This is a genomic window from Kouleothrix sp. (genome assembly GCF_046328425.1).
Lineage (GTDB): Bacteria > Chloroflexota > Chloroflexia > Chloroflexales > Roseiflexaceae > Kouleothrix.
The window spans coordinates 266,928-292,517 of sequence record NZ_JAXLWP010000006.1 but is presented as its reverse complement, the minus strand read 5'-3'; the positions used below and the strand labels follow the sequence as shown (position 1 = coordinate 292,517).

Here is a 25,590-nt window from a genome sequence, read left to right as displayed (position 1 = left end):
GCTTGCGCGGCTGCCGGCCCGAGCGGCGGTAGCGGTAGTCGACCTTCTTCTTCAAGCCGATCGCCTGCACCTCGTCGGAGTTCGCGCCATACTGGCTGATCACCGCAGCCTTGACGAGCTGGAGCGTGTCGTGCATCTCCCAACCGAGGTCGGCGTAGACGTTGCGCGCGGTCACCTGCGTCTTATCGGCGTTGAACGAGGTTTCTTCGGCCTGATTCAGCCGCGTTTCGAGGTCGATCAGCGCGGGCACGCCGAGTTTGGCGTTGGCCGGGGCGAAGCCGGCCAGCTGCTTGACCACGCGCAAAATAATGCGGTCGGTCTCGCGGATGGTGGTGGGGGGCGGAGTGCCACTGCGTCGTGTTGCCATGGTGCTATGTTCCTTGTGACTAGAGCGACCACTTTGATCGCGGCTGGAATTGACTACGTTAGAATACCCTAGCGTTAGGCTCCTGCATATAGCGCATTCGTCCCATTACCAGGTGCGCAACAGTCCTGATGGCACGTAGTCGTAAAGTACTATTGTGCTGTTTATACACCCGCGCAAATCATCGCGCACCCAAGCGATTTGATCGCGCACCCACGCAAGTCGATCGCGCACCCACGCAAGTCGATCGCGCACCTCGCGCAAATCGATCGCGCACCTCGCGCAAATCAATCGCGCACCCGCGCAAGTCGATCAGCCACCCGCGCAAGTCGATCGCGCACCTCGCGCAAGTCGATCAGCCACCCGCGCAAGTCGATCAGCCACCCGCGCAAGTCGATCAGCCACCCGCGCAAATCAATCGCGCACCCACGCAAGTCGATCGCGCACCTCGCGCAAATCAATCGCGCACCCAAGCGAGTCAATCGCGCACCCACGCAAGTCGATCGCGCACCCGCGCAAGTCGATCGCGCACCCGCGCAAGTCGATCGCGCACCTCGCGCAAATCGATCGCGCACCTTGCGCAAATCAATCGCGCACCCGCGCAAGTCGATCGCGCACCCGCGCAAGTCGATCGCGCACCCGCGCAAATCGATCGCGCACCTCGCGCAAGTCGATTGCGCACCCGCGCCAAAGGCTGGCGCTGCGTACAGGTACGATCGGCACGGCACGCTTTGCCCTGGCGCCTGCAGCGGATCTGCCAGGAAACACGGCGCTAGCGTATCGGCAGGCGGGCAATCGGGGAGCGAGGCGCGGCCAGCTTGCGGGCGGTGGCCGCGCGGGAGCGGCGCGGCGCGGCGAGAAGCTTGCACGCACGCGCGAGCGTATACTGATGGGCCGGGGGCAAGTTTGGCGCGCCGCTAGCCCAGCGGCACATCGCGCGCGGCGAGGTCGGCGTAGGTTTCGCGGCGCTGGACGAGCCGGGCCTGGCCATTCTGCACCAGCACCAGCGCCGGGCGCGGCACCAGGTTGTAGTTGCTGGCCATGCTCAGCGTGTAGGCGCCGGCCACCGCCACCGCCAGCAGGTCGCCGAGCTGCGCGGCGGGCAGCGGCACATCGCGCAGCAGCACATCGCTCGACTCGCAGAAGCGCCCCGCGACGTGCACGACCTCGGCGGGCGCGGCGGCGGCGCGGTTGGCCAGCAGCGCGGTGTAGCGCGCGCCATACAGCGCCGGGCGAATATTGTCGGCCATGCCGCCGTCGATGTGCAGGTAGCGCGTGACCGCCGAAGGACGAACAACCAAGGACGAAGGATCTGCGCTGGCTTCAGCCAGCGGTTCGTCTTTCGTCCGTGGTTGTTCGTCCGCTGACGAAAGCGGTTTCGTAGCTACGACCTCGTACAGCGCCACGGCGGCGCGGGCCACGATCGAGCGGCCCGGCTCGAGCACCAGCGCGGGCAGGGGCAGCCCACGCGCGGCGCAGCCCTCGGCCAGCGCGCGGCTGATTGCCGCGACATACGCCGCATAATCGGGCTGCGGCTGGTCGGCGGTGTAGGGCACGCCCAGCCCCCCGCCAGGGCTGATCGTGTCCACCACGATGCCGTGCTGGTCGCGCAGGCGCGCGGCGCAGTCGAGCAGCACGCCGACGGCGCGCTCGATCGCGGCGTAGCTGAAGATCTGCGAGCCGATATGGGCGTGCAGGCCGCGCAGGCGCAGGCCAGGCGCGGCGGCCACGCACGCGGCGGCGGCGTCGAGCGCGTCGAGCGCGAAGCCGAACTTCGAGGCCGCGTGGCCCGTCTGGATGTGCGCGTGGGTATCGGCCGCGATGTCGGGGGTGACGCGCAGCATGATCGGCTGGGGCGCGGCGCGGCCGGCGCTGAGCCGGGCCAGTGTCGCAAGCTCGTCGAGCGAGTCGGCCACGATCGCGCCGACCCCCGCCTCAAGCGCCTGCTGGAGCTCGGCGCGCAGCTTGGCGTTGCCGTGCAGGTGGATGTGCTCGGCCGGCACGCCCGCGCGCAGCGCCACAAACAGCTCGCCGCCCGACACCACGTCCAGCCCCAGGCCGGCGCGCGCGGCCAGCTGGGCCACGGCGGTGTTCAGCAGCGCCTTGCCGGCGTAGTGCGCTGCGCTGCGGCCGGGGTAGTGGCGCGCCAGCGCCGCCAGGTAGCCGCGCGCGGCCGCATCGAAGGTGGCGGCGTCGAGGACATACAGCGGCGTGCCGAACTCCCGCGCCAGCGCCGCGGTGTCGCAGCCGCCGATCGCCAGGTGGCCATTCGCCAGCACCTCGGCCGTATCGGGCCACAGAAACGCGTGATCGATCATGCAGGGCGCTCCACGTCGGTCAGGTGGCGCTGAACCTCCTCAAGCACCGGGTCGTCGCCCAGGATCAGCAGCTGGTCGCCGGCGCGCAGCACCGTGCCCCCGCCGGGCACGATCCGGTCGCTGCCGCGATTGATCGCCACCACCAGCGCGCCGGGCGGCAGCCCCAGGTCGAGCACGGTTGCGCCGCGAAAGCGCGAGCGCGCGTCGATCTCGAACTCGGCCACGTGGCTGCGCACGGTGACGCGCGGCACGAACAGGCGCGTGGCGCGCGGCGCGACCGGGGGCGAGCCCACGCCCAGCAGCCGGCCGACGAGCGGAATACTGGTACCCTGCAGCAGCACCGACGTCACCACGATAAAAAACACCATGTTGAAGATCAGGTCGGCGTGCGGCAGGCCGGCCAGCAGCGGGAAGGTGGCCAGCACGATCGGCACCGCGCCGCGCAGGCCCACCCACGAAACCATCAGCATCTCGCGCAGGCGCATGCGAAACGGCGCCAGCGCCAGTATCACGCTCAGCGGCCGGGCCAGCACGATCAGAAACGCGGCGGCCAGCAGGCCGGAGCCGGCCACCGGCAGCAGCCGCGAGGGGAACACCAGCAGGCCGAGCGTCAGGAACATTGCGATCTGCACCAGCCAGGCCAGGCCGTCGTGGAACAGGATCAGGCTGCGCTTGTGCACGAAATCGAGGTTGCCAACCACAATGCCGGCCAGGTACACCGCCAGAAAGCCATTGCCGCCCAGCGCCGCAGTGCCGCCGTATGTCAGCAGCACCATCGCAATCATCAGCACCGGGTAGAGCCCCTCGGCGGTGAGGCGCAGGCGGTTGATCGCCAGCGCCATCACCCGGCCCATCACCACGCCGGCGACGGTGCCGAGCACCATTTCGAGGATGAACTCGGGCACCAGCGCCAGCACCGACGCGCCGGGGTGCAGCAGCAGGCTGGTGACGGCGGCGGTAAGAAACACGGCGATCGGGTCGTTGCTGCCGGACTCAAGCTCAATCAGCGGCTCAAGGTCGTCGGCCAGGTCGACGCCGCTGGCGCGCAGAACCGCGAACACGGCGGCCGCGTCGGTGGACGAGACGATCACGCCGAGCAGCAGGCCCTCGAGCCACGAGAAGCCAAGCACGTAGCTCGCGAACAGGCCCATCATCAGCGCGCTGAGCGCCACGCCGACATTTGCCAGGGCGAGGCCGCGCCCCAGCACCGGGCGGATGGCGTGCCAGTCGGTGGCGAGGCCGCCCGAGAACAGGATAAACATCAGCGACACAACGCCGATCGCCTGCGCCAGCGCGGCGTCGTCGAAGTAGATACCGCCGGGGCCTTCCGAGCCAGCCAGCATGCCGATGCCGAGAAACAGCACCAGCGCGGGGATACCGAAGCGCGTAGAAGCCTTGCTGGCGATCACGCTCATGATCAGCAGCCCGGCGGCCACCACCAGAATGTATTCAATCGCAACGTGCATAGCACCCAGGTCGGGCGACGCGCGGCGCCTGCCCGGTTTGCCAAGAATATCGAGCCTCGGCCTGCCTTCTTTGGGCCTTTGTGGCAGCCTTTCGCTTCAAATTGCCACGAAGACCCGAAGACGCAAAGAATATCGAGCCTCGGCCTGCCTTCTTTGGGCCTTTGTGGCAGCCTTCCGCTTCAAATTGCCACGAAGACCCGAAGACGCGAAGTTTGTGGCAGCCTTTCGCTTCAAATTGCCACGAAGACCCGAAGACGCCAAGAATATCAAGCCTCGGCCTGCCTTCTTTGGGCCTTTGTGGCAGCCTTTCGCTTCAAATTGCCACGAAGACTCGAAGGCGCCAAGAATTTTGTGGCAGCCTTTCGCTTTAAATTGCCACGAAGACCCGAAGGCGCAAAGAATATCGAGCCTCGGCCTGCCTTCGAGTCTTTGTGTCTTTGTGGCAGGCTTCCCCTTCAAATTGCCACGAAGACTCGAAGGCGCAAAGAATATCGAGCCTCGGCCTGCCTTCGAGTCTTTGTGTCTTTGTGGCAGGCTTCCCCTTCAAATTGCCACGAAGACGCGAAGTTTGTGGCAGCCTTTCGCTTTAAATAGCCACGAAGACTCGAAGACGCCAAGAATATCGAGCCTCGGCCTGCCTTCTTTGGGCCTTTGTGGCAGCCTTCCGCTGGCCTTGTGAAGGGTATTGCGCCTAGAGCAGCTCTTTAAGCGCGGCCAGCGCGGCGTCGTAGTGCGGCTCCTGGCCGCCGGCCGGCACATACTCGGCATAGCGGATCGTGCCCGTCTGGTCGACGACGAACACCGCCCGGCTTTCCCAGCGCAGCTCCTTGATATGCGTGCCATACGCATCGCCGAAGCTCATAGCCACGTGGTCCGAAGCCATCACCACCTTGTCGATACCCTCGGCGCCGCACCAGCGCCCCTGCGCGAACGGCAGGTCGGCGCTGACCGCGAGGATCGCCACCTGCTCGCCGAGGCGCGCGGCCTCCTCGTTGAAGCGCCGGGTCTGGCGCGAGCAGACGCCGGTATCGATCGACGGGATCACGCTGATCACCAGCGGCTTACCCGCGAAATCCTGGCTGCTGACTGTGGCATTGATCTTCGAGAGCGTAAACGCCGGGGCCTGGTCGCCAGGCTTCAGCTCGGGCCCGATCAGCGTCTTCGGCCCCCAGAAATCGAACGCATTGGGACGTTCCTGCGGCATTGTGTTGTTCTCCTTGTGCGCGAATACTACTCTGTAGCATACGCGCCCACCCGGCGATCGGTTTTGCATTGTGCTGGCGTAGCTGGCATTCTAGGCGGCGCAGCGGCCTTTGTCAAACGGCACGGCGATTGCTATAGCGCCAGTAGGCAGTGGAAACCACACAAGGAGCAAGCCATGAACACAATTATCGGCATATTCGACGACCCGACCACGGCACGGCGGGCGCTTGAGGAACTACGCGACGGCCCGCTGATGCTCGAAGATGTATCGATCATCTCGCGCGACAGCAGCGCCGCCGGCGCGAGCAGCGAGGACGTATCGGCGGGCGAGGGCGCGGCGGTAGGCGCGGTGTGGGGCGGCCTGGTGGGCCTGGCCGCGCTGCTCATTCCCGGCGTCGGCCCGTTTGTGGCGTTTGGCGCGCTGGGCGCGGCGCTCACCGGCGCCGTGACGGGCGCGGTGGTCGGCGGCATCTCGGCCGCGCTGATCGACTTCAGCGGCATCCCCGAGGGCGAGGCGCGCGGCTACGAGGAAGAGGTGCGCGGCGGCAAGACGCTGGTGGCGGTGAAGGCCCACGACGAAGACAGCGCCGAGGTGCAGCGCATCCTCAGCGCCGGCGGCGCAAGCTCGGTGCGCGACAGCATGCGCGCCGACGCGCCGCCGCGCATCGCGATCTACGACGCGGGCGGCCAGCGCGTCGCCCGCGAGGCCGCAGTCGGCGCTGGCGCGCAGCGGCGCTACGGCGTCTACGACTACCCCGACACAGCGGCGCGCACGGCCGGCCGCAGCGACGGCCGCTGGACCAGCGGCGAGTTCGTGGGCGAGGGCCAGGGCTCCGGCCCGCGCCGCGATACCGGCACCTACGACGCCGATCAGTGGGTTGGTGAGGGCCAGGGCCGCGGCGAGACGCCCGGCGACGCCTGGACTAGCGGCCAGATGATCCCCGACACCGACGACACCGCCCCGCGCCAGGACACCGGCACCTACGACGCCGGCCAGTGGGTCGGCGAGGGCCAGGGCGAGCAGCCGGACACCGAGCGCCCCGCCAGAAAGCGGCCGTAAGCCTGTACGGCTATGGCCGATCGCGCCTTGCCCCACCCCTGTCAGGAGCGGGAAATGATCTACGGCTTGGCGGTTTCGGCTTCGCCGAAACCGCCAAGCCCCAACAAAAATCCCCTCCCCGCGCAGCGGGGAGGGGGCAGAGGGAGGGGTAGGCATCGATCGTGTTTTGCCCAGGGCACAAGCCCAAAGACCAGCTTTTTGGCGGCTGCCGGCCATAGCCGGCAGCCGCCCCCCGCCGCGCGAGCGGCAGCTAATCGCCGTAAGCCTCGCGCAGGATCTCGATCGGGTGGCGCATGGTCAGCCCGCTGCCGTGCGCAATCTGCCAGCGGCAGATCTCCGAGTCGCACACGCCGGTGTCGCTGCCGCTGGTGCGCATCTTGTCGAACAGCCCCGCGCCCACATCCATAGCGATCTGGTACTTCTCGGCCTTGTAGCCGTAGCTGCCGGCCAAACCGCAGCACGCCGCGTTGCTCTCGTCGAGCTGCAGGCCCGGGATGAGCTCAAGGATGTCGAGTGCCGGGCGGCCGATATTGTGCGCGCGCAGCTGGCATGGCGCGTGGTAGGGCAGCTCGCGCTCGATCGGCCTGAAGTCGGTGTTCAGCTCGCCGCGCTCGTGCAGCAGCCGCAAGAACTCAAAGATATCGTAGGTGTGCTCCGACACCAGCCGCGTCGCAGTCTCGTGCATCCCCAGCAGCTCGGGCGCCTCCTCCTTCAGCGTCAGCGTGCAGCTGGTGCTGGTGCCGACGATCGGGATACCCTGCTGGGCGTAGGGCAGCAGCTGGGCCACATTGTACTCGTGGTGGCTGCGCGCCTGCTTGAACGCGCCATTCGAGAGCAGCGGCAGGCCGCAGCAGCCCTGGTCGGCCACGATCACCTCGAAGCCGTTGCGCTCGAGCACCTCGACGGCAGCCTGGCCCACGCGCGGCTCGTAGTAGTTCGTCGAGCAGCCGTGGAAGTACACCACCTGCTTTTTGGGCGAACGACCAGCGACGGAGGCTGAACGGCTATCGCCGCTGCTCGTTGGTCGTTGGTCATTCGTCGTTCGCCGCTTCTTGAACCACGAGCGGAAGCTGTAGGTGCTGAACTTCGGCAGCGGCGCCTTGCGCGCGATCTTGACGGTGCGCTCGGCGGCGAGGCGCAGCAGCGGGTTGTTCGCGCCCCAGTTCGCCAGCGGCGCCAGCGGCCCGCACGCCAGCTTGCCGAACATATACTGGTAGCCCAGCAGCCAGGCGCGCAGCGGCAGGCCGCGCTGCTCGACGATCTCGGCCTTGGCGCGAGTGTTCAGCTCCATGATCCGCACGCCGGTGGGGCACACCTCGTTGCACACCCGGCAGCCCGAGCAGTAATCGACCGACTCGTCGGGCGAGGGCTGGCCGGGCTTGCGGAAGCGCTGCGCCTGCGGCCCGACATACTTCGGGCCGGGGAACAGGTCGGTGACGGCGCTCACCGGGCAGGCCGCCGTGCAGATATTACACTTAATGCAGTGATCGAGCGATTGCTCGAGCGAAAGTTCGATATGATCGTGTTGCATAATTTTGAGTTTCGAGTGTTGAGCTTTGAGCTGCGACCAACGCAGACTCAAAACGAAGAATTAAGAACCAAGAACTTGTGCAGCCTGCCAGCCAGTCGCCAGCGCCATGCCGCTGTAGCAGCGCTCGCGGATCGCGTCGCTGCCGGCCAGCGCCGAGCCAGCCACTGCAACATTGGCGTACACCACGCTGCCGGCCGCGTCGAGCGGGCGCAGGCGGGCATCGGTGGCCACGCCGGCGCCATAGATCGCGTGGCCTGACTCGTTCAGGAAGCGCGGCGCGAACCACTCGCCGCGCGAGGCCGGCGCCTGCAGCGGCAACCCAAGCGCCGTCTCCCAAACCGCGCCGGTGAAATCAGTGCGCACGCCGCCGCCGGCGATGCCGCCGGTGGCCAGCAGAAACACCTCGGCGCGGTGGGCCTGCTCGCGCGCCGCAGCGGCCGAGTACACCGCCGCGAGCGTGCCCTCGGCGCCCTCGGCGCGCAGCACCTCGGCGCCGATCTGCATCCGGCCGCCGGCGCGCACGATCGCGTCGCGGAAGATCGCGAACAGGCGCTGGCCCGGCACCGAGGCCGGCAGCGTCGGGATCTCGAAAATCTGCGCGCCGCTCAGCTCTTGCAGGTGCGCCACCGCGCCCAGCGGGTCGCGAATACCCAGCACCGCCGGCAAGCCGATCCGCGTCGCGTCGCCGCGGGCCGCGCGCAGCTGCCGGCCGACATCCTCGCGAAAGGCCGGGTCGTCGAACAGCTGGGCGAACACGCGCGTGTTGAAGTCGAGCTTGCGCTTGATCGGCGGCAAGTTCAGGTACACGCCGCGCGCCGCAAGGCCTTGGGCCGCCAGGTTGCCGGCCGCCAGCGGCGGGAAGAAATCGCGCAGCTCGCGGAAGCCGGCCAGCAGCACCGGGCCGGGCAGGCGCATATCGCCGGCGGCCATGGTCGCGGGGAAGAACGCCGCGGGGCGCAGCGCGCCCAGCGCGGTAGGCAGCAGCACATTGCGATCCAGGCTGCCGACATAGGGGTAGCGCGCGGCCTCGGCCAGCGCGCGAAAGCGGTCGATCGCGGCCGCCACGCCGTCCACGCCGGCGCGGGCGTAGGGGTGCTGCGGGTTCGCGGCGATCAGCTTGGCCAGCGCATCGCGCAGGCTGCCGTCGGCCGCGCCCCACACGTCGATCGTGCCGCTCGTCCAATGCGTGGCGCCCTGGCCCTTGGCCAGCACCAGCGGGCGGCGTCCTGCGTCGGCCAGGGCCAACGCGCCCATCAGGCCGGCGAAGCCGGCCCCAATGACAACAGTGTCGCGCATAGTATATCCTGATCACAATGACAGGCTGGCACGGCGTCAATGCGAAGGTTCAGCAGGCGCTCGTGCCATCTTGTTTAGTCGGTATGGTACTCCGTGGCGATCGCCGGGTGAGCTGTGACCATGGTCGAGTCGTTCTGGCCTGCGGGCGCCGGCTGCGGCAGCAGATCGACGCCGAGCGTATCGAGAAAGATGATCTCGTCGAGCCGCGCCTGGCGCAGCTGGTCGCCCCAGCTGATCACCGTAATGCCCTTCCAGCGCTCTTGCAGGAAGTGGCGCAGCAGCGCGGCGCTGGCCTGCTCGGGCTCGGGCAGCGGGGCGCCGCTCGCGCGCTTGAACTCGTTCCACAGCGCCACGGCGCGGTAGGTGCAGAAGCCGCCCTGGCATGGCCCCATGCCCAGGCGCGTGTCGCGGCGGATATCGTCGATGTTCGAGGCCTTGGCGGTGGTGATCGCGCCAATCACGCGGTCGCGCGTGACCAGCTCGCACTCGCAGATCAAGTCGCCGTAGCTGTTGTCGGCCTCGACGGTGGCGAGCGGCTTGCCGAGCCAGAACAGGTCGCGCGAGCCGCCGGCGGGCTTCTCGGTGCCGGGCGGGACGGGCAGTGGCTCGAGGTGGGTGCGGCAGGGCGCGCTGTTGCCGAGCTTGGCCGCCACCGCGTCGGTGGCCTCCTGCGCCATCATGCGGTAGGTTGTCCACTTCCCGCCGACAATGCTGATAAAGCCCTTCACCCCGTCGCGCGCCTCGTGGTCGAGCAGCTTGTAGGTGCGCGGAATATCGCGATCGTCGGCGGCGTCCTGGTCTTTATACAGCGGGCGCACGCCTGCCCAGGCACGCAGCACGCGCGCCTTGCTGATGCCCGGCACCAGCTGCTCGCCCTCGTGGAGCATGCGCTCGACCTCCCAGGCCTCAATGCCGAACACGTCGGGGTCGGGCACGTGCACGTCGGTGGTGCCGATCACCGCGACGGTGCGAATAGGCACGATGATATCGCCGTCGGCGGGCGGCTTGCAGCGGTTCACCACGGTGTTGAGCACGCGGTGGTTCATGGCGATCATGGTGCCTTTGCCGGGCACCACCGTCACCTGCACGCCGGCCAGCTCGGCGATCTTGCCGGCCCACGCGCCGGCGGCGTTGACGATATAGCTGGTGTGGAAGCGCACCTCTTCGCCGGTGCGCATGTCTTCGCACACGGCGCCGGCCACCCGGTCGCCATCGCGCTCGATCGCCTTGACGACGTGGTATGTCAGCACCTGCGCGCCGTGGCGGATGGCGTCCTCGGCGTTCGAGTGCGCCGCCAGAAACGAGTCGGCCGCGCCATCGCGCACCTCGAACACATGGCTGATGCGCGGGTTGAGCAGCGGCTCGCGGCGCAGCGCCTCGCGCACGCTGATCTGGTTGACGGGCACCCCCGTCTCGCTGCATCCGGCGAGAAAGCGCGGCACGTAGCCCTCGTCGTCGGCGGGCGTCACCACAAAGAAGCCGCCTGTGTCTTCGAGGCAGTGCGGCATTATCTTGCGCAGGATCTCGTTCTCGTGGGCGCACTCGGTGGCCGACTGCTTGTCTTTCACCACATAGCGCCCGCCGCTATGCAGCAGCCCGTGGTAGCGCCCGCTGGTGCCGTGAGTCAGGTCGCCCTTCTCGACCAGCGCGGCGCGAATGCCGCGCAGCGCCATGTCGCGCAGCACACCGAGCCCGGTGGCACCGCCGCCGATCACGAGCACATCGGTTGTGATTGTTCGCATGGGAATGACCACCCCTCCATATTGGTTTGCGGAAGAGGCTGAAACGTTGCGAGGATGCATGAAGCCAGAACATTATACATCAAGCATGGCCCGATTTTGGTGCCACGACGCGCACCGCTGGTAGCGAAATCGCTACGCCGGCGGCGCGCAAGGCGAGCAGGCTGAGGCATAATACCAAATCCGGCTGATCGCTTGGATTATGGTGGGGGTTCGGGGGCGGCTTCGCCGCCCCCCGAAATTTTTCTTGTGCGGCGCCCGGCTTTGCCGGGCGCCGCACAAGAAAACACAAGTAATCAAACGGAGTTGGTATAACCTAGTCGCCCGGCGCATTGAGTCGCGCTCACGCCCGGAAGGTGCGGCCCTTCCAGCTAACGCCACGGCCCAGGCGCAGGCGCAGCAGGCCCCAGGCGGCTAGCCCGAAGTACGCGGCGGTGCCGAGCGGCAGCAGCGCGCCGCGCCACGCCGGCACGCGGTAGCGCCGCGCCGCCAGCCGGCCCCAGCACGCCAGCGCCAGCAGCAGCAGGCCGGCGCCGTGGGCCAGCAGCACGCCGCCCAGCGCCGACTGGGGCCGCGCGGCCGCGAGCAGCGCGCCCAGCCCGAGCAGGTACCAGGGTGTGAAGCCAGCCAGCGCCTGGCGCAGCCCAACCCAGGCCGAGCGCGCGCCGCCGCTGCGGTAGCCGGCCACCGCGTTCTTGCTCAGGCCCTCGGCCAGGCTGCGCCAGCCCGCGTACATGCGCACGGCGATCAGGTCGGGGGCGTGCGCCGCCTCGATCGCGAAGCCGGCGGCTTTCACGCGCTGGCCCAGCTCGGTGTCTTCGAGGATGCTGGCGCGCACCGCGCGGTGGCCGTCGACGGCGGCGTACGCGTCGCGGCGGATCAGCAAGCACGGCCCGTTGGCAAACGCGATCGGCGAGCCCGCGTCGCTCACCTGGTCGAGCGGGTAGAGGCTCGTGAGCAGCGCGAAGAACGCCGGCAGCACCACGCGCTCGGCCGGCGAGCCCATGCGCTGCAGCGGCAGCAGCGTCAGCAGCGCCAGCGCGCGCGCATCGGCGCGGGCCAGCAGCGCCGCCAGCAGCTCGGGCGCGGGCAGCACGTCGGCGTCGAGGAATAGCAGCCACTCGCCGCGCGCTTGGCCGGCGGCCTGCCAGCAGGCCCAGCACTTGCCGGCCCAGCCGGGCGGCAGCGCGGCGCCGGGCAGCACCGCCAGGCCCGGCAGCTGGCCGGCGTAGCCGCGCGCAAGGCCCGCGGTGCCGTCGGACGAGTGGTCGTCGACGACGATCACCTCGAAGTCGCGGTAGCTCTGGCGCGCCAGCCCGTCGAGGCAGCCGCCCAGGCGCGCGGCCTCATCGCGCGCGGGGATCAGCACCGATATGAGCGGGCCGCCGCGCGGCAGGCCGGGGCCGGGCGCCAGCTGCGGCGCCCGCGCGTCGCGCAGCAGATCCTGCGCGTACAGCCCGGCTACGAGCAGGCACAGCAAACTAACGGGAAATATCAGCAGCATTGATGTATAATACCGCAATCTGGTGCCATAGGCGCGGCACAGCCACCTTGGAAATGAACCGCCATGCGCTTGTTCCGACGCAGCCTTGATCTCAACTACGCGGCCACGCGCGAAGCAACGCCCGACGACCTCGGGGCGATCTCGCGGCTGCTGCGCACCAGCACGCACCACTACACCAGCTACCCCGCGCCACACCTGCCTACGCTGCTGGCCGGCGCGCCCGCGCTGGTGCTCACTACCTCGGGCGATGTCTTGGGCGCCGCAGTGGCTGGCTGGAGCGTCGACTCCACCAGCTGGCTGCGCGTGCTGGCGGTGGGCGAGGGCTTGCTGATCGGCCCGGCGCTCGACGCGCTGCTGCCGCCATTTCACGCGCTGCTGCGCGCCCGCGCGGTGCGCCAGCTGTTCTACGCCGGCGACGAGGCCTCCGACACGTGGATCCAGCCTGCGCTCGCCAGCCGCGGCTACGTGCGCGAGACCGACGTGGTGGTGTACGAGAAAGCCGCGCTCGACGTGCCCTCGCGCGGCAACCAGCAAGTGCGCATCCGCGCGGCCCAGTCGGTCGACCTGCCGGCGATCCAGGCGATCGACCGGGCCTGCTTTGCGGCGCAGTGGCACAAGGACGAGAGCGTGCTCGGCGCGGCGATCTTCGAGGTGGCGTACTTCGTGGTGGCCGAGCAGGCCGGCCGGCTGTTGGGCTACGCCTTCGCCACCAGCCACTTCGGCGGCCGGCTGGTGCACCTGGTGCGCATCGCGGCCCGGCCCGAGGTGCAGGGCCAGGCGATCGGCGTGCGCCTGCTGGCCGAGGTCGTCGAGTTCGCGCGCGCCTGCGGCGCCAACACCCTGACGCTCAACACCCAGGCCCACAACACCCGCGCGCAGCGCCTGTACGAGTGGTTCGGCTTCCGCCGCACCGGCGAGCAGCAGACGGTGCTGCGCTACGATCTGTGATCCAAAGCTCCGTCTGATCGCTTTTGTTGTGCGATGGCCTGCCCGGCTTCGCCGGGCAGGCCATCGCACAACGAAGTTTCGGGAGCGGCTTCGCCACCCCGCCCCGCCGAATACAGCAAGCACGCCACGCGCCCAGATGGCCGCCGTCGAAGCGGCGCCTTCGCCCCACCGCCCCCACCGCATACCGCAGGCGATCAGCCGGGCGTGATAAGACTACGTACGCTTCCACTCGCGGAAAAAACGGAATACGTAGAATTACCAATGACTCCTGCCGTATCCCTCGTATCATGGGTGTGCACCCTGTGGTTTGTGGCGAGGCTGAAAAGGAGGACAGGATGGCAACCATGAAGGCCATACAGCTGCACGCGTATGGCGGTGCCGGCGATCTGCATTTCGAGGACGCGCCGCGCCCCAGCGTCGGCGATGGCGAGGTACTCATCCGCGTACACGCGACCACGGTGAACCCTTTCGACACGGCGGCGCGCGCGGGCTACATGGCCGGCTGGTACCCGTACTCCTTTCCGCTGATCCCTGGGCTCGACCTGGCCGGCGTGGTCGTGTCGGTCGGCGCGGGCGTCGACGACTTCGCACCTGGCGACGAGGTATACGGCCGCAGCGACCCGGCCCACCTGGGCGCGAATGCCGAGTACGCCAGCATTGCCGCGGCCGACCTGGCGCTCAAGCCGGCGTCGCTCAGCTTCGCCGAGGCCGCATCCCTGCCCCACTCGGCGCTCTCGGCCTGGCGCGCGCTCGTCGACGGGGCGAACATTGGCGCAGGGCAAAAGTGCTGATCCACGCGGCCGCCGGCGGCGTAGGCACGGTCGGCGTGCAGCTGGCGAAAGCGCGCGGCGCCTATGTGATCGCCACAGCCTCGGGGCCAAAGCTCGATCTGGTGCGCCAGCTCGGCGCCGACGAGGTGATCGACTATACCGCCGGCCCTTTCGAAGACGCGGTGCACGATGTCGATATTGTGCTCGACACCGTCGGCGGCGACACGCAGGCGCGCTCGTGGGGCGTGCTGAAGCCGGGCGGGATCCTCGTGTCGTTGGTGCAGCCGCCCGACGCCGAGGCCGCCGCAGCGCGCGGCGCCCGCCAGCAGTTCGCGATGGCGCTTGGCCCGGCGCACGATATTCTGGCCGCACTGACCGACCTGGTGGAGCAGGGCCGGGTTCGCCCGGTGATCGACTCGGTGCTGCCGCTAGCCGAGGCCGCCGCCGCGCACGCCAAGGTCGAGGGCCGGCACACCACCGGCCGCGTGGTGCTGGAGGTCGCCAGCTGAGGGTATCGGCGCCTCGCCTGCGGCAGCATAGCACAGAGAAACAATCAAGGCGCGCTCTGCCGATGGCAGAGCGCGCCTGCTGCGTAGGCCACAGCCCTGCTATAGCGCCTCGCGCGGCTCGGCGGTGCGGCCAAGCCAGCGCCCCAGGCCCGCGCGCGCCCCCGCCGATCGCGCCTGGCGCTTTGCGCGCAGCAGCACCGTGAGGTACAGCGCCAGGCCGAAGTACAGCGCGTTCAGCGCGCGGATGTCCAGCCGCGCGAACACGCCGCCGCGCTCCTGGCGCAGGCCGTCGAGCCAGGCGCCCAGCAGCGGGATGAGCAGCTGGTCGAGCCCGGCGATCAGCAGCGCGCCGAGGATGGCGCCCGGCACGCTGCCGGCCCCGCCGATCACCACCATCGCCAGCACCATGGCCGAGATCCGAAAATCAAACTGGTTAGGGTCGACATAGCTGAAGCTGGTGGCGAACAGCGCGCCGGCCGCGCCCGCCACCACCGAGCCGATCACAAACGCCAGGTGTTTGGCGCGCGTCACGTCGACGCCGCAGCTGGCGGCGGCGACCTCGTCGGCGCTGAGCGCGGCCCAGGCGCGCCCGATCCGCGAGCGCGCCAGGCGCAGGCTGCCCAGCGCCACCACCAGCAGCCCGGCACACGCAACATAGTACGCCTCGGTGGGCGAGCGCAGGCTGTAGCCGAACAGCAGCGGCGGCGGCAGCGCAGCAGCCCCGCGCTCGCCGCCGGTCCACTGGTCGAGGTTCACAAACACCTGCGGGATGATCAGGCCGAACGCCACCGTCACGATCGCGAGGTAGTCGCCGCGCAGCCGCGTGGCCAGCGCGCCATTGATCACGCCAAAGATCGTCGCGACGACGGTGCTGACCGCCAGCACCACCAGGAAGTCGAGCCGGGTGGGCAGGATGGCGCCGAGCTGGCCGCCGGTGAGCATGGCCACGGTGTAGCCGCCCAGCGCGAAGCACGCCGCGTAGCCCAGGTCGAGCAGGCCGGCGAAGCCGAGCACCAGGTTCAGGCCCAGCGCCAGCAGCACGAACAGCAGCATGTGCGTGGCCACCAGCTGGTAGTGCAGGCCCAGCAGCGCGTCGAGCAGCGGGTAGGCCAGCGCCAGCAGCAGCAGCGCCGGCGTGAGCCAGCCGCCTGCGCCGGACGGCCGGCGCTCGCCCACGCTCTCGTCGGCGGCCGGGCGCGCAGTCCGGTCTTCGCTCTGGTCTTCGCCGAGCAGCCCGGTGGGGCGGATGGTCAGCACCGCGATCAGCACCAGCATCAGCAGCACCGGCGTCCACTGCGAGGCGAAGAAGAAGTCGCTGAACGCCGCGAACACGCCCAGCAGCAGCCCGCTGATAAACGCGCCGCGCGGCCGGCCGATGCCGCCGAGTATCGCGGCGGTGAACGCGAACAGGCCGCTCTGCACGCCGTACTCGGTGTAGGGGTGCGTGTAGTAGACCGTGAAGATAAACGCCGCCGCGCCCGAGAGCGCGCCGCCCAGCGCGAACGCCAGCCGGATGGTGCCGTTCAGGTCGACACCGCACAGGCGCGACATTTCGGCGTCCTGGGCGCAGGCGCGCAGCGCGCGGCCGGCCGGGGTGCGCCGCAGGAACCAGCCCACCAGCAGCGCCAGGCCGCTCGCCAGCAGCAGCACCAGCAGATCCTTCAGGGTGTAGACGACATGCAGCGGCAGGCCGGCCGCGCGCACCAGGTCGAAGTTCGGCAGCAGGTCGTAGACGCCCAGGCGCGGCACCTCGGGCACGCCGGGCACACTGTGGTGCGCGCCGGGGATCGACTTGTCGGAGGTGCGCCACACCAGCGCGGCCTCGTAGAGCATGAACGACAGCCCGACGGTGGCAATCAGCGGCGCCAGCCGCATGCCGCCGCGAAACGGCCGAAAGGCCACGCGCTCGACCGCCACGTTGAGGGCGGTGCCGAAGCCCATCGAGGCCACCAGCGCCAGTGCCAGGCCGCCAAACAGCGGCAGCGCGGCCATGCCCGGCAGCAGGCCGAGCCCGCGCACCATCACCACCACCACCACTGTGGTAAGCGCAAACAGGTCGCCGTAGGCGAAGTTGATCAGCCGCACCGCGCCGTACACCAGCGTCACGCCGATCGCGTTCAGCGCGATCACCGCGCCGTTCGAAAGGCCGATCACCAGGATCTGCAACAGCAGGTCGGCGCAGCTTGTGTCGATGCCGCAGCTCATTGTGTGTCCTTTGTCTGCCGGTCGGGGGTGGTTGGCGCGGGCTACGCAGTGGGTGCGCGCGCGGTACAACCGTGCCTAGCCCACCTGCGCTGTAGGGCTTCGAGGCCACAAGCCGCTACAGTTGCACCGCGCACGCGGCCTGCGCAACGTCAAGCTCTCTTCCGCCTGCCTCGCCCCGGCCAGCCAGGGGAGCGAGCAAAGGGGCGGGGCCGAAGGACGGTGCATCAGCCCTGGCCGCGTAGGCCACGCGATTGAGTGGAGCGCGAAGCTATGCTATACTCTAACTATCACGACGGTTAGAATCTAACCCAAAAGCCCAGCACTGTCAACCCCATGAAAGAGCACAACACCTACGCCGGCAATGTCCGCCTGGTCGGCGGGCGTCTATGCCTCGATTTCGCCAACAGCGCGGTGTTCGAGGGGCGCGCGGTGGCCAAGGAGTACTGGTGCGACTACGCCGCGTTTGTGGTGTGGCTGCGCCACGCCGGCGCGCTCGACGCGGCGGCGATCGAGGGCGCGGCCTCGGCGGCGCTGGCGCAGCCCGCCGAGGCCGGCGCGGCACTGGCGCGCGCCGTGGTGCTGCGCGCCGCGCTCTACGGTTTGTTCAGCGATATTGCCGCCGGGCGCAGGCCTGCCGAGGCCGACCTGGCGGCGCTGAATGCGGCGCTGGCGCGCATGCCCACCCCGCCCCGCCTCGCCAGCATGGGCGACCGGCTGGCATGGGCCTGGCCCGCCGGGGCCAGCGCGCTTGAGCTGCCGCTCTGGCCGGCGCTCTGGTCGGCTGCCGAGCTGCTGATGGCGCCCGAGCTGGCGCGCGTGCGCGAGTGCGAAAGCTGCAGCTGGCTGTTTCTCGACACCAGCCGCAACCACACGCGCCGCTGGTGCTCGATGGAGGACTGCGGCAACGTGGCCAAGGCGCGCCGCCACTACGCCAGGCGCCACGCGCGCAGCTGATGGCGCGCCGCCGGCCGGCATGGGCTTGGCTCCCTGCTCGCCGGGCCTGGCTCCACGCTCGCGGGGCTTCCCTTCACGCTTGCGGGGCTTCACCGCACGTGCGCCGGGCCTGGCTCCGCGCTTGCGGGGCTTCGCCGCACACGCGCCGGGGTTCGCTCCCTGCTCGCTGGGTTTCACACCGCGCTTGCTGGGCTTCACCTCACACGCGCGGCGGTTCACTTCACACGTGCCGGGGTTCGCTCGCTGCTCGCCGGGCTCCACTTCACGCTCACGGGGGCTGCGCGGCGGCGGAAAGCAGGCCGTGGCTATTGCGGCGTGGGTGGCGCATGCCTCGTGGCGCGGCACAGCCTGCCGGTTGGCCCTGAGGCATCCGCGCAGGGCGGCCGGGCCGGCACTGCACGCATTCAGCCACCAGGCGCGGCCGGCGTACGCCTGTAGGCGACCTCGCGCCGGTGGCACGCAGAGACGCACGAATTAAACCAGGCCTAACGCCGGCATCACACAACCTTGCATGTCTTGTGGTAAGATAGCGTCGTCATTCCCGCAGCACCTCTACAGCTCCTGCTCTTCAGCGCGGCAATCGCGCCCCGCCACCGCGAACGCCGAGCGTTCGGTTTACAAGCGACAGTGAGGGAGGTTATGACCACAATTTCACGCCGCAAGTTCATCCGCACCATGGCCGTGGGCGGCACCACGCTGGCCTGGGCATGCACCAGCATCTCGTTCGCCCACGCCGCCGGCCCCGAGACATTCAAGCTGCGCATCATCCACACCAACGACCACCACGCCCGCATCGAGCCGGTTGTCGGCGGCACCCCGCCCGCGCCCATCCACGGCGGCGTGGCGCGCCGCAAAGTGCTGATCGACGCCATCCGCGCCGAGGGCGGCAACCAGCTGCTGATCGACGCCGGCGACGTGTTCCAGGGCACGCTGTGGTTCAACCAGTACCTTGGCCTGGCCGACCTGGAGTTCTACCACTACCTAGGCTACGAGGCCATGACCATCGGCAACCACGAGTTCGACAAAGGCCCGGCGCCGCTGGCGAACTTCATCAAGCAGGCGCAGTTCCCGGTGCTCAGCGCCAACATGGTCGCCGACCCGTCGACGCCGATCTATGGCCTGTACAAGCCGTGGATCATCAAAGAGGTGGGCGGCGAGCGCATCGGCATCTTCGGCCTCACCACCGAAGAAACGCCGGCGATCTCCAGCCCCGGCGCGGGCATCACCTTCACAAACTACATCGAGGCGGCGAAGAAAGCCGTGGCCGACCTGAAGGCCCAGGGCATCAACAAGATCATCGCGCTGACGCACATCGGCATCACCTTCGACCGCGAGCTGGCGCGCCAGGTCGACGGCATCCAGGTGATCATCGGCGGCCACTCGCACACGCCCATGGGCCCGATGATCAAGCCGGCCGACCCCGCGCGCCCCTACCCCGAGGTGATCGCCTCGCCCTCGGGCAAGCCGGTGGTGATGGCCACCGACTGGGAGTGGGGCCGCTGGCTGGGCGACCTGACGGTGGGCTTCGACGCGAATGGCGACATTACCAATGTGCTCGGCGCGCGCCCGACCGAGGTAGCCGCCAGCATCGCGCCCGACACCGCGCTGGACAACCGGATCAAAGTGCTGGCGCAGCCGATCGCCGGGCTACGCACCAAGCCGGCCGGCGAGGCGGCGGTAGCGCTCAACGGCAACCGCGCCGACGTGCGCACCAAAGAAACCAACCTCGGCAACCTGATCTCCGACGCAATGCTGGAGAAGACGCGCCCGGCCGGCGCGCAGGTGGCGATCATGAACGGCGGCAGCATTCGCACCAGCATCGACGCCGGCCAGATCACGCTGGGCGAGCTGCTCGACGTGCAGCCGTTCGGCAACACGATCGGGCTCGTCACCCTGACGGGCACGCAGCTGAAGCAGGCGCTCGAAAACGGCGTGAGCCAGGTCGAGACGGTGGCCGGCCGCTTCCCGCAGGTCGCGGCGATGCGCTATAGCTTCGACGCCAGCCGCCCGGCCGGCGACCGGGTCACCGGCGTACAGATCGCCGACGGCAAAGGCGGCTACACCGCGCTCGACCCGAACGGCAGCTACCGCGTCGTCACCAACGCCTTCCTGATCGCCGGCGGCGACGGCTACACCGTGTTCGGGCAGGGCACGAACAAGATCGACACCGGCCTGCTCGACATCGACGTGACCGCCGAGTATGTTGCGGCGCACTCGCCGGTGAACCCGCAGGTCGAGGGCCGGGTTGTGGCCGGCGGCACGCTGCCGGGGGCCGCCGCGCCAGCGGCCGGCAAGCCGGCGCGGCTGCCGAACACCGGCGGCGAGATCTCGCCGGCCTGGCTGCTGGCCGCGCTGGGCGCCGGGGCGATCGGCGCGGGCGTGCGGCTGCGCAGCCGCGCCCAGCCGGCGCTCGCCGCCCCCGCCGAGGCGCTAGCCGCCGAAGAGCCGGCCGAGTAGCGCAAGGCCCGCGAGCGGCCAGCGGCGGGCGGCGCGCATCTGCGCGCCGCCTGCCGCTGGCGTTAAGAATGTAAAATCGTGAGCGGGCGCATCGGAAAGGCTTGGTTTGCGCAAGCCCGTGTGGTATACTGCCGCAAGCCAGCCGCGCGCAGGCCGCGCGGCGGCATGGCAAGCCCTTGCTGGTCGTTCGCGCGCGAGCGGCCTTTGATATTCACGAACCCCCAAGAGGCGCTATGCAGGACATCAAACAGGCGGTCGACGGCGTCGCCGCCAATGTCGAGCAGGTCATCATCGGCAAGCGCAAGGCCGTCGAGCTTGTGCTGATCGCGCTGCTGTGCAAAGGCCACGTGCTGCTCGAAGACGTGCCCGGCACCGGCAAGACCACGCTGGCCAAAACGATCGCGCGCTCGCTGGGCTGCTCGTTCAAGCGCATCCAGTTCACGCCCGACCTGCTGCCCTCGGATGTCACCGGCATCTCGATCTTCAACCAGCAGAGCCGCGAGTTCGAGTTCCGCCCCGGCCCGGTGATCGCCCAGATCGTGCTGGCCGACGAGATCAACCGCGCCACGCCCAAAACCCAGAGCGCACTGCTCGAAGCCATGGAAGAGCGCCAGATCACCGTCGACGGCACCACCTACGCCCTGCCCAAGCCATTCATCGTGCTGGCCACCCAGAACCCGATCGAGTACGAGGGCACCTTCCCGCTGCCCGAGGCGCAGCTCGACCGCTTTCTGCTGCGCGTGCACCTGGGCTACCCCGAGAAAATGGACGAGATCGCCATCCTGCGGCGCCAGCGCCAGAGCCACCCGCTCGACAGCGTCGAGCAAGTGCTCTCGGCCGAGCAGCTGCTCGAGCTGCAAGAGCAGATCAAGTCGGTGTATGTCGACGAGCTGATCGAAGAGTATATCGTCGGGCTCGCCACCGCCACGCGCCACCACGAAGACGTGTACCTCGGCGCGAGCGCGCGCGGCTCGCTGGGGCTCTACCGCACCGCCCAGGCCGCCGCCGCGCTCAACGGCCGCGACTACGTTATCCCCGACGACGTCAAGCTGCTGGCCGAGCCGGTGCTGGGCCACCGCCTGATCATCAGCCCGGCCGCGCGCATCCGCAATGTCAGCGCGGCGGTGGTGATGAACGATATTCTCAACGCTGTGGCGGTGCCGGGCGCGCGCGCCGGGCGCTTCGACCGCGGCGCCGCAGCCGTCGCGCGCTGACGAGAAGAGCGTGCAGGGCCTGCGGCCCACCAACGCTCGCGCGCGGGAGGCGCCCCGCACTCCCTGCTTTTCAGGCAGCCGTTCATGCATGCAGCGCACCGTGCGGCGCGCGGAACGCCGCGCACACGGTGCGCCAGGGCACCCTGGCGAGTGGGCCACGCAATGTTTGTGTAAAGCGTTCTCATCAGGTATAATGCGCGCAACCCGGCCGCACGCAACGCGAACCTCGCGCGGAGGAGGGGAATGTGAGCCCAACCTCGATCGTGCTTGTTCATGGCCATACAATCTTTCGCGAGGGACTACGCCATTACCTGGCCAGCCTGCCCGAGTATCGCATCGTCGGCGAGGCCAGCAACGGCCAGCAGGCCATCCAGCTGGTCGACTACAGCGACCCCGACTTGATCCTGATGGAGGTTGATCTGCCGGGCGTCAGCGGCCTCGAGGTGGCGCGGGCGATCAAGCGCACCCACCCGCACGTGGGCATCGTGCTGCTGAGCGCCTCGATGGACGGCTTTCAGGTGGTCAAGGCGATCCGCGCCGGGGTGGCGGCCTACCAGCCGCGCAACATCGCCCCCGACAAGCTGCTGCGCGTGATCAACCAGGTGCGGCGCGGCGAATACCCGATCAACGACCTGGTGCTCTCGCTGCCCGACGTGGCCGCCGAAGTGCTGATGGCGTTTCGCCAGATGGCCGTCGACGACGACGCGCAGAGCATCTACTCGCCGCTGTCGCCGCGCGAGCTGCAGGTGCTCGACCTAGTGGCCGCCGGGCGGACGAACAAAGAGATCGCGCTCCTGCTCGATATCAGCAACCAAACCGTGAAGAACCACGTCTCGTCAATTTTGCGCAAGCTGGCGGTCAACGATCGCACCCAGGCGGTGGTGTATGCCATGCGCCGCGGCTGGATCAAGGTTGTGCTGCCTGGCGACTAGCCGCAATGGGCAGTGAGCGAAGGAAGGCGCGCGCGACGCGCCACCCCGCCGCCTGCCGCCCACTGCCCGACTGCCTACTATATGAACCGTCATCGAACGCTCACCGCGCTTGTGTGCCTCGTGCTGCTCGCCGCCACCGGCTGCGAGCAACAGTCGATCGCCGAGCAAGAACAGATCAGAACCCGGCAGACGCTCGAGGCGACCACGCCATCGCCGACGCCGTCGCTCACGCCAGCGCCATCGCTGACGCCCACGACAGGCCCGTCGCCCACGGCCACGCCACCGCCAACCAGCACGCCAACCGCCGTGCCCACGGCCACGCCGCTGCCGCCCACCGCCACGCCCAACCCGGCGCTGGCCGGCTTCAGCCTGTGCGCGCAGACGGCCGGCAGCGCCGACGGCGGGCGCTTCTCGGCACGCATCACCGCGATCACCACAACTCAGGAAACCGCGTTCGAGCGCGTGACGATCGGCCTGGCCTCGCCCGGCGACTCGGCCGCGCCGCACGCCGAGGCGCGCTGCCTCGCCGCCGCCGACGACACCGGCGCGCCGGCCGGCGCGGTCGCCGCCTATAGCCTGCAGATCGACCTGGCCGGCTGGCTCCACGACGACGCCTTCAAGGCCACCACGATCAGCGCCACGGCCGCGCTCTCAAGCTCGACGGTGCTCAAGAGCATCGAGCTGCGCGCCGACCCCGCCGCCACCGCCGGGGCGACGCTGGCCTTCGGCATGGAGCAGCCGCTGCCCTACCGGCTGAAGCTCGAGCAAAACCCGGCCCGGCTGGTGCTCGACGTCGCCAAGGCCGGCGCGGTGGGCGCCAACAACGATATGCTGGCGCTGCCGGCCGCCAGCGGCGCCACGCTCGACGCGCCGCTGTTCTATGTGCAGGGCGGCGACGTGTGGAAGTATGCCGGCGGCAAGGCCAGCAACCTCACCAAAGACACGCGCAAGGGCCAGTTCGGCGACATCGGCGCGATCGACGCCAGCGCCGCCGCGCGCGCCGTGGTGTTCTGCGCCGTCGCGCCGGGCGCCGACATGGGCGACCGCGCCGCGCAGCGCACGCTGTGGATCACCGACTTCGACGGCGCGGCCCCGCAGGCGCTCGCGGCCGACAGCCCCTCGTGCGACGAGCCAGTGTTCGCGCCCGACGGCAAGACGATCGCGTTTACGGCCGACGAAACCGGCGCGAACCCGCCGCGCCTGAGCATCTGGACGGTGCCGGCCAGCGGCGGCGGCGGCCAGCGCGCCACGCCCCCCGGCGACGAGTGGAGCCGCTTCGCGCCGCAGTGGCTCGACAACGGACGGCTGCTGTATGCCGCCAACGCCGAGGATGGCCGCAGCAGCCTGTTTGTGCGCGGCGCCGACGGCGCCGAGCGCGACATCGGGGCCGACCTGCTGAAAGGCAACAGCTACAGCGCGATCGGGCGCGCGCTGGCCGCACCGGGCGGCGCGGCGATCGCCGTCGAGGTGCTGCGCGCCCAGGGCGGCGCCGACCTGCTGCTGATCGGCGCGGACGGCGCGGCGCTGACGAGCCAAAACCCGATCACGATCGGCTTCTGGAGCCGCGCGTTGGCCTGGGGCGACGACGGCACGCTGTTCTACCTGACCAGCGCCTGCGCCAGCGACGTGGCCCAGAGCTACACCGTACACACCCGCGCGCTCAAGAGCGGCGACGACCGGACGATCGCCGCCGGCACGACGCTGGGCGGCTTTGGCGCGGCGCGCTCGCTGGGCAAGGGCCTGGCATATGTGACGCTGCAGCAGGCGGCAGGCCCGCGCGGCCCGCTGGCGCCGAGCCCGGCCAGCCCGAGCACGCTGTGGTTCTGGGATGTCGGCGGCAGCGGCCAGCGCGCCAAACTCGCCGAGGCGCCTGGCGCGATCGGCGGCCTTGCGCGCTAACAAGCTTGATTGAAATGCGGGTAGCAGGCTGGTGGTTTTGGCTTTGCCGAAACCACCAGCCTGCCTTTGATTCCCTCTCCATTCAGGAGAGGGGGTGAGGCCAAGCGACTTGCACGAGCCCCGGAGCCAGCAGCGCGGCAGGGTGCACGGCGCAGCGCGGAGTGCTATAATACGCCGATAGCAGATAAGGCAATAGGGGCCATGGATCAGTACGCAGCGCTTCCTACACAATATTCGATCGAGCACATCACCATCCGGCCAAACATCATCCTGGCGCCGATGGTGGGCGTCACCGACAGCATCTTCCGCCGCCTGATCCTCGGGCTCGGCGGCTGCGGCCTGGTGAGCAGCGAGATGACAAACGCCGCAAGCGTCAGCCCGCGCATGCTGCGGCAGCATCACCAGCTGGCATTTCTGCCCGAAGAGCGGCCGATCACCATGCAGCTGAGCGGCAACGACCCCGACCTGGTGGCCAACGCCGCGCGCCTGGTCGAGCAGCTTGGCGCCGATATTCTGGATCTGAACTGCGGCTGCCCCTCGCCGAAAGTCACTGGCGGCGGCCATGGCTCGGCGCTGCTGCGCGACCTGCCGAAGATGGAAAAGCTGCTGCGCGCCGTCAAGGCCGCCGTGCAGATCCCGGTAACGCTGAAGTTCCGCTCGGGCTGGGACGAAGGCAGCCTGAACTACTGCGACACCGCGCGCATGGCCGAGTCGGTTGGCGTGGCCGCGCTGGCGCTGCACGCCCGCACGCGCGCCCAGGGCTACAACGGCCTGGCGAACTGGGAGCATATCGCCGAAGTCAAGCGCGTGGTGCGCATCCCGGTGATCGGCAATGGCGACGCGCGCGACGCCACCGACGCGCTCGAGCGGCTGCGCGCCAGCGGCGCCGACGGCGTGATGATCGGGCGCGGCGCCATGAGCAACCCGTGGATCTTCCAGCAGATCGCCCAGCTGCGCCGCGGCGAGGAGCCGTTCGCACCCAGCCCGGCCGACAAGCGCGAGTGGCTGCTGCGCTACCTCGAGATCTGCCAGGCCGAGACGGGCGAGCGGCTGGCGCTCAACAAGCTCAAGCAGCTGATCGGCCAGTTCGCAGTGGGCCTGCCGGGCAGCGCCGTGCTGCGCGCCTCGGTGCAGCGCGCCGCGACCCCCGACGAGGCGCGCGAGCATATCGAGCGTTTCTTTGCGCCGCACCTTGAGGCGGCGCTGGTGTAAGCACGAGGT

Annotated in this window: 18 protein-coding genes and 1 pseudogene; 10 read left to right on the top strand and 9 right to left on the bottom strand. The window is 69.3% G+C overall.

Annotation, left to right across the window (positions count from 1 at the left end; genetic code table 11):
• The 4 genes and pseudogenes from U0177_RS07365 to tpx all read right to left on the bottom strand — a co-directional run.
• Positions 1 to 367, bottom strand: a pseudogene (locus tag U0177_RS07365) (hypothetical protein); the annotation flags it as partial.
• Positions 368 to 1,281: 914 nt separating this feature from the next.
• Positions 1,282 to 2,682: a diaminopimelate decarboxylase family protein gene (locus U0177_RS07360; RefSeq protein WP_409569948.1), complete on the bottom strand. Its 1,401-nt coding sequence runs from the start codon at positions 2,680 to 2,682 to the stop codon at positions 1,282 to 1,284.
• Positions 2,679 to 4,148 (bottom strand): potassium/proton antiporter, encoded by a 1,470-nt coding sequence (locus U0177_RS07355; RefSeq protein ID WP_409569947.1) that lies wholly within the window; start codon positions 4,146 to 4,148, stop codon positions 2,679 to 2,681. The genes U0177_RS07360 and U0177_RS07355 overlap by 4 nt, the downstream gene beginning before the upstream one ends.
• Positions 4,149 to 4,839: 691 nt before the next feature.
• Positions 4,840 to 5,352 carry a thiol peroxidase gene (gene tpx / locus U0177_RS07350; protein WP_409569946.1) on the bottom strand — a complete coding sequence of 171 codons (513 nt, stop codon included), beginning with the start codon at positions 5,350 to 5,352 and terminating at the stop codon, positions 4,840 to 4,842.
• 174 nt (positions 5,353 to 5,526) lie between these two features.
• Between tpx and U0177_RS07345 the strand changes: the two genes are divergently transcribed.
• Positions 5,527 to 6,411, top strand: coding sequence for a hypothetical protein (locus tag U0177_RS07345; protein ID WP_409569945.1), 885 nt, complete (start codon positions 5,527 to 5,529; stop codon positions 6,409 to 6,411).
• A 250-nt stretch (positions 6,412 to 6,661) separates the two neighbouring features.
• On the opposite strand, the gene U0177_RS07340 is transcribed toward U0177_RS07345, so the two are convergent.
• From U0177_RS07340 to U0177_RS07325, 4 genes are all read right to left on the bottom strand, one after another.
• A complete protein-coding gene (locus U0177_RS07340; protein WP_409569944.1) occupies positions 6,662 to 7,942 on the bottom strand; it encodes an anaerobic glycerol-3-phosphate dehydrogenase subunit C in 1,281 nt (426 codons plus the stop codon).
• 60 nt (positions 7,943 to 8,002) lie between these two features.
• Positions 8,003 to 9,238, bottom strand: coding sequence for a glycerol-3-phosphate dehydrogenase subunit GlpB (gene glpB, locus U0177_RS07335; protein ID WP_409569943.1), 1,236 nt, complete (start codon positions 9,236 to 9,238; stop codon positions 8,003 to 8,005).
• A 74-nt stretch (positions 9,239 to 9,312) separates the two neighbouring features.
• Entirely contained in the window at positions 9,313 to 10,980 is a 1,668-nt protein-coding gene (gene glpA, locus U0177_RS07330) for an anaerobic glycerol-3-phosphate dehydrogenase subunit GlpA (RefSeq protein ID WP_409569942.1), read from the bottom strand.
• Positions 10,981 to 11,320: 340 nt separating this feature from the next.
• Entirely contained in the window at positions 11,321 to 12,481 is a 1,161-nt protein-coding gene (locus U0177_RS07325) for a glycosyltransferase (protein WP_409569941.1), read from the bottom strand.
• Between the two features lie 63 nt (positions 12,482 to 12,544).
• Here U0177_RS07325 and U0177_RS07320 point away from each other — a divergent pair, with 63 nt between their 5' ends.
• From U0177_RS07320 to U0177_RS07310, 3 genes are all read left to right on the top strand, one after another.
• Positions 12,545 to 13,429, top strand: coding sequence for a GNAT family N-acetyltransferase (locus U0177_RS07320; protein WP_409569940.1), 885 nt, complete (start codon positions 12,545 to 12,547; stop codon positions 13,427 to 13,429).
• Between the two features lie 335 nt (positions 13,430 to 13,764).
• Positions 13,765 to 14,220: an alcohol dehydrogenase catalytic domain-containing protein gene (locus U0177_RS07315; protein ID WP_409569939.1), complete on the top strand. Its 456-nt coding sequence runs from the start codon at positions 13,765 to 13,767 to the stop codon at positions 14,218 to 14,220.
• Positions 14,214 to 14,708: a zinc-binding dehydrogenase gene (locus U0177_RS07310; RefSeq protein WP_409569938.1), complete on the top strand. Its 495-nt coding sequence runs from the start codon at positions 14,214 to 14,216 to the stop codon at positions 14,706 to 14,708. The genes U0177_RS07315 and U0177_RS07310 overlap by 7 nt, the downstream gene beginning before the upstream one ends.
• 99 nt (positions 14,709 to 14,807) lie before the next feature.
• On the opposite strand, the gene U0177_RS07305 is transcribed toward U0177_RS07310, so the two are convergent.
• On the bottom strand, positions 14,808 to 16,913 hold the full coding sequence (locus U0177_RS07305) for an ABC transporter permease (RefSeq protein ID WP_409569937.1): 2,106 nt from the start codon (positions 16,911 to 16,913) through the stop codon (positions 14,808 to 14,810).
• Between the two features lie 333 nt (positions 16,914 to 17,246).
• Between U0177_RS07305 and U0177_RS07300 the strand changes: the two genes are divergently transcribed.
• From U0177_RS07300 to dusB, 6 genes are all read left to right on the top strand, one after another.
• Complete coding sequence (locus U0177_RS07300) at positions 17,247 to 17,867, top strand: CGNR zinc finger domain-containing protein (protein WP_409569936.1); 621 nt, start codon at positions 17,247 to 17,249, stop codon at positions 17,865 to 17,867.
• 639 nt (positions 17,868 to 18,506) lie between these two features.
• Positions 18,507 to 20,324, top strand: a complete 1,818-nt coding sequence (locus tag U0177_RS07295; RefSeq protein ID WP_409569935.1) for a bifunctional metallophosphatase/5'-nucleotidase — start codon at positions 18,507 to 18,509, stop codon at positions 20,322 to 20,324.
• 233 nt (positions 20,325 to 20,557) lie between these two features.
• Complete coding sequence (locus U0177_RS07290; RefSeq protein ID WP_409569934.1) at positions 20,558 to 21,538, top strand: AAA family ATPase; 981 nt, start codon at positions 20,558 to 20,560, stop codon at positions 21,536 to 21,538.
• A gap of 245 nt (positions 21,539 to 21,783) precedes the next feature.
• Positions 21,784 to 22,470: a LuxR C-terminal-related transcriptional regulator gene (locus U0177_RS07285; RefSeq protein WP_409569933.1), complete on the top strand. Its 687-nt coding sequence runs from the start codon at positions 21,784 to 21,786 to the stop codon at positions 22,468 to 22,470.
• Positions 22,471 to 22,551: 81 nt separating this feature from the next.
• Positions 22,552 to 24,369, top strand: a complete 1,818-nt coding sequence (locus tag U0177_RS07280; protein ID WP_409569932.1) for a TolB family protein — start codon at positions 22,552 to 22,554, stop codon at positions 24,367 to 24,369.
• A gap of 201 nt (positions 24,370 to 24,570) precedes the next feature.
• Positions 24,571 to 25,581, top strand: a complete 1,011-nt coding sequence (dusB, locus tag U0177_RS07275) for a tRNA dihydrouridine synthase DusB (RefSeq protein WP_409569931.1) — start codon at positions 24,571 to 24,573, stop codon at positions 25,579 to 25,581.
• Positions 25,582 to 25,590 lie beyond the last annotated feature (9 nt).

Excerpts from the sequence above, each read along its gene's own strand:
- U0177_RS07320 (WP_409569940.1), top strand. The coding sequence starts at position 12,545 with ATGCGCTTGTTCCGACGCAGCCTTGATCTCAACTACGCGGCCACGCGC.
- U0177_RS07355 (WP_409569947.1), bottom strand. The coding sequence starts at position 4,148 with ATGCACGTTGCGATTGAATACATTCTGGTGGTGGCCGCCGGGCTGCTG.
- U0177_RS07300 (WP_409569936.1), top strand. The coding sequence starts at position 17,247 with ATGAAAGAGCACAACACCTACGCCGGCAATGTCCGCCTGGTCGGCGGG.
- glpB (WP_409569943.1), bottom strand. The coding sequence starts at position 9,238 with ATGCGCGACACTGTTGTCATTGGGGCCGGCTTCGCCGGCCTGATGGGC.
- U0177_RS07295 (WP_409569935.1), top strand. The coding sequence starts at position 18,507 with ATGACCACAATTTCACGCCGCAAGTTCATCCGCACCATGGCCGTGGGC.
- U0177_RS07305 (WP_409569937.1), bottom strand. The coding sequence starts at position 16,913 with ATGAGCTGCGGCATCGACACAAGCTGCGCCGACCTGCTGTTGCAGATC.
- glpA (WP_409569942.1), bottom strand. The coding sequence starts at position 10,980 with ATGCGAACAATCACAACCGATGTGCTCGTGATCGGCGGCGGTGCCACC.
- U0177_RS07345 (WP_409569945.1), top strand. The coding sequence starts at position 5,527 with ATGAACACAATTATCGGCATATTCGACGACCCGACCACGGCACGGCGG.
- U0177_RS07325 (WP_409569941.1), bottom strand. The coding sequence starts at position 12,481 with ATGCTGCTGATATTTCCCGTTAGTTTGCTGTGCCTGCTCGTAGCCGGG.
- U0177_RS07360 (WP_409569948.1), bottom strand. The coding sequence starts at position 2,682 with ATGATCGATCACGCGTTTCTGTGGCCCGATACGGCCGAGGTGCTGGCG.
- tpx (WP_409569946.1), bottom strand. The coding sequence starts at position 5,352 with ATGCCGCAGGAACGTCCCAATGCGTTCGATTTCTGGGGGCCGAAGACG.
- U0177_RS07280 (WP_409569932.1), top strand. The coding sequence starts at position 22,552 with ATGAACCGTCATCGAACGCTCACCGCGCTTGTGTGCCTCGTGCTGCTC.
- U0177_RS07340 (WP_409569944.1), bottom strand. The coding sequence starts at position 7,942 with ATGCAACACGATCATATCGAACTTTCGCTCGAGCAATCGCTCGATCAC.
- dusB (WP_409569931.1), top strand. The coding sequence starts at position 24,571 with ATGGATCAGTACGCAGCGCTTCCTACACAATATTCGATCGAGCACATC.
- U0177_RS07315 (WP_409569939.1), top strand. The coding sequence starts at position 13,765 with ATGGCAACCATGAAGGCCATACAGCTGCACGCGTATGGCGGTGCCGGC.
- U0177_RS07290 (WP_409569934.1), top strand. The coding sequence starts at position 20,558 with ATGCAGGACATCAAACAGGCGGTCGACGGCGTCGCCGCCAATGTCGAG.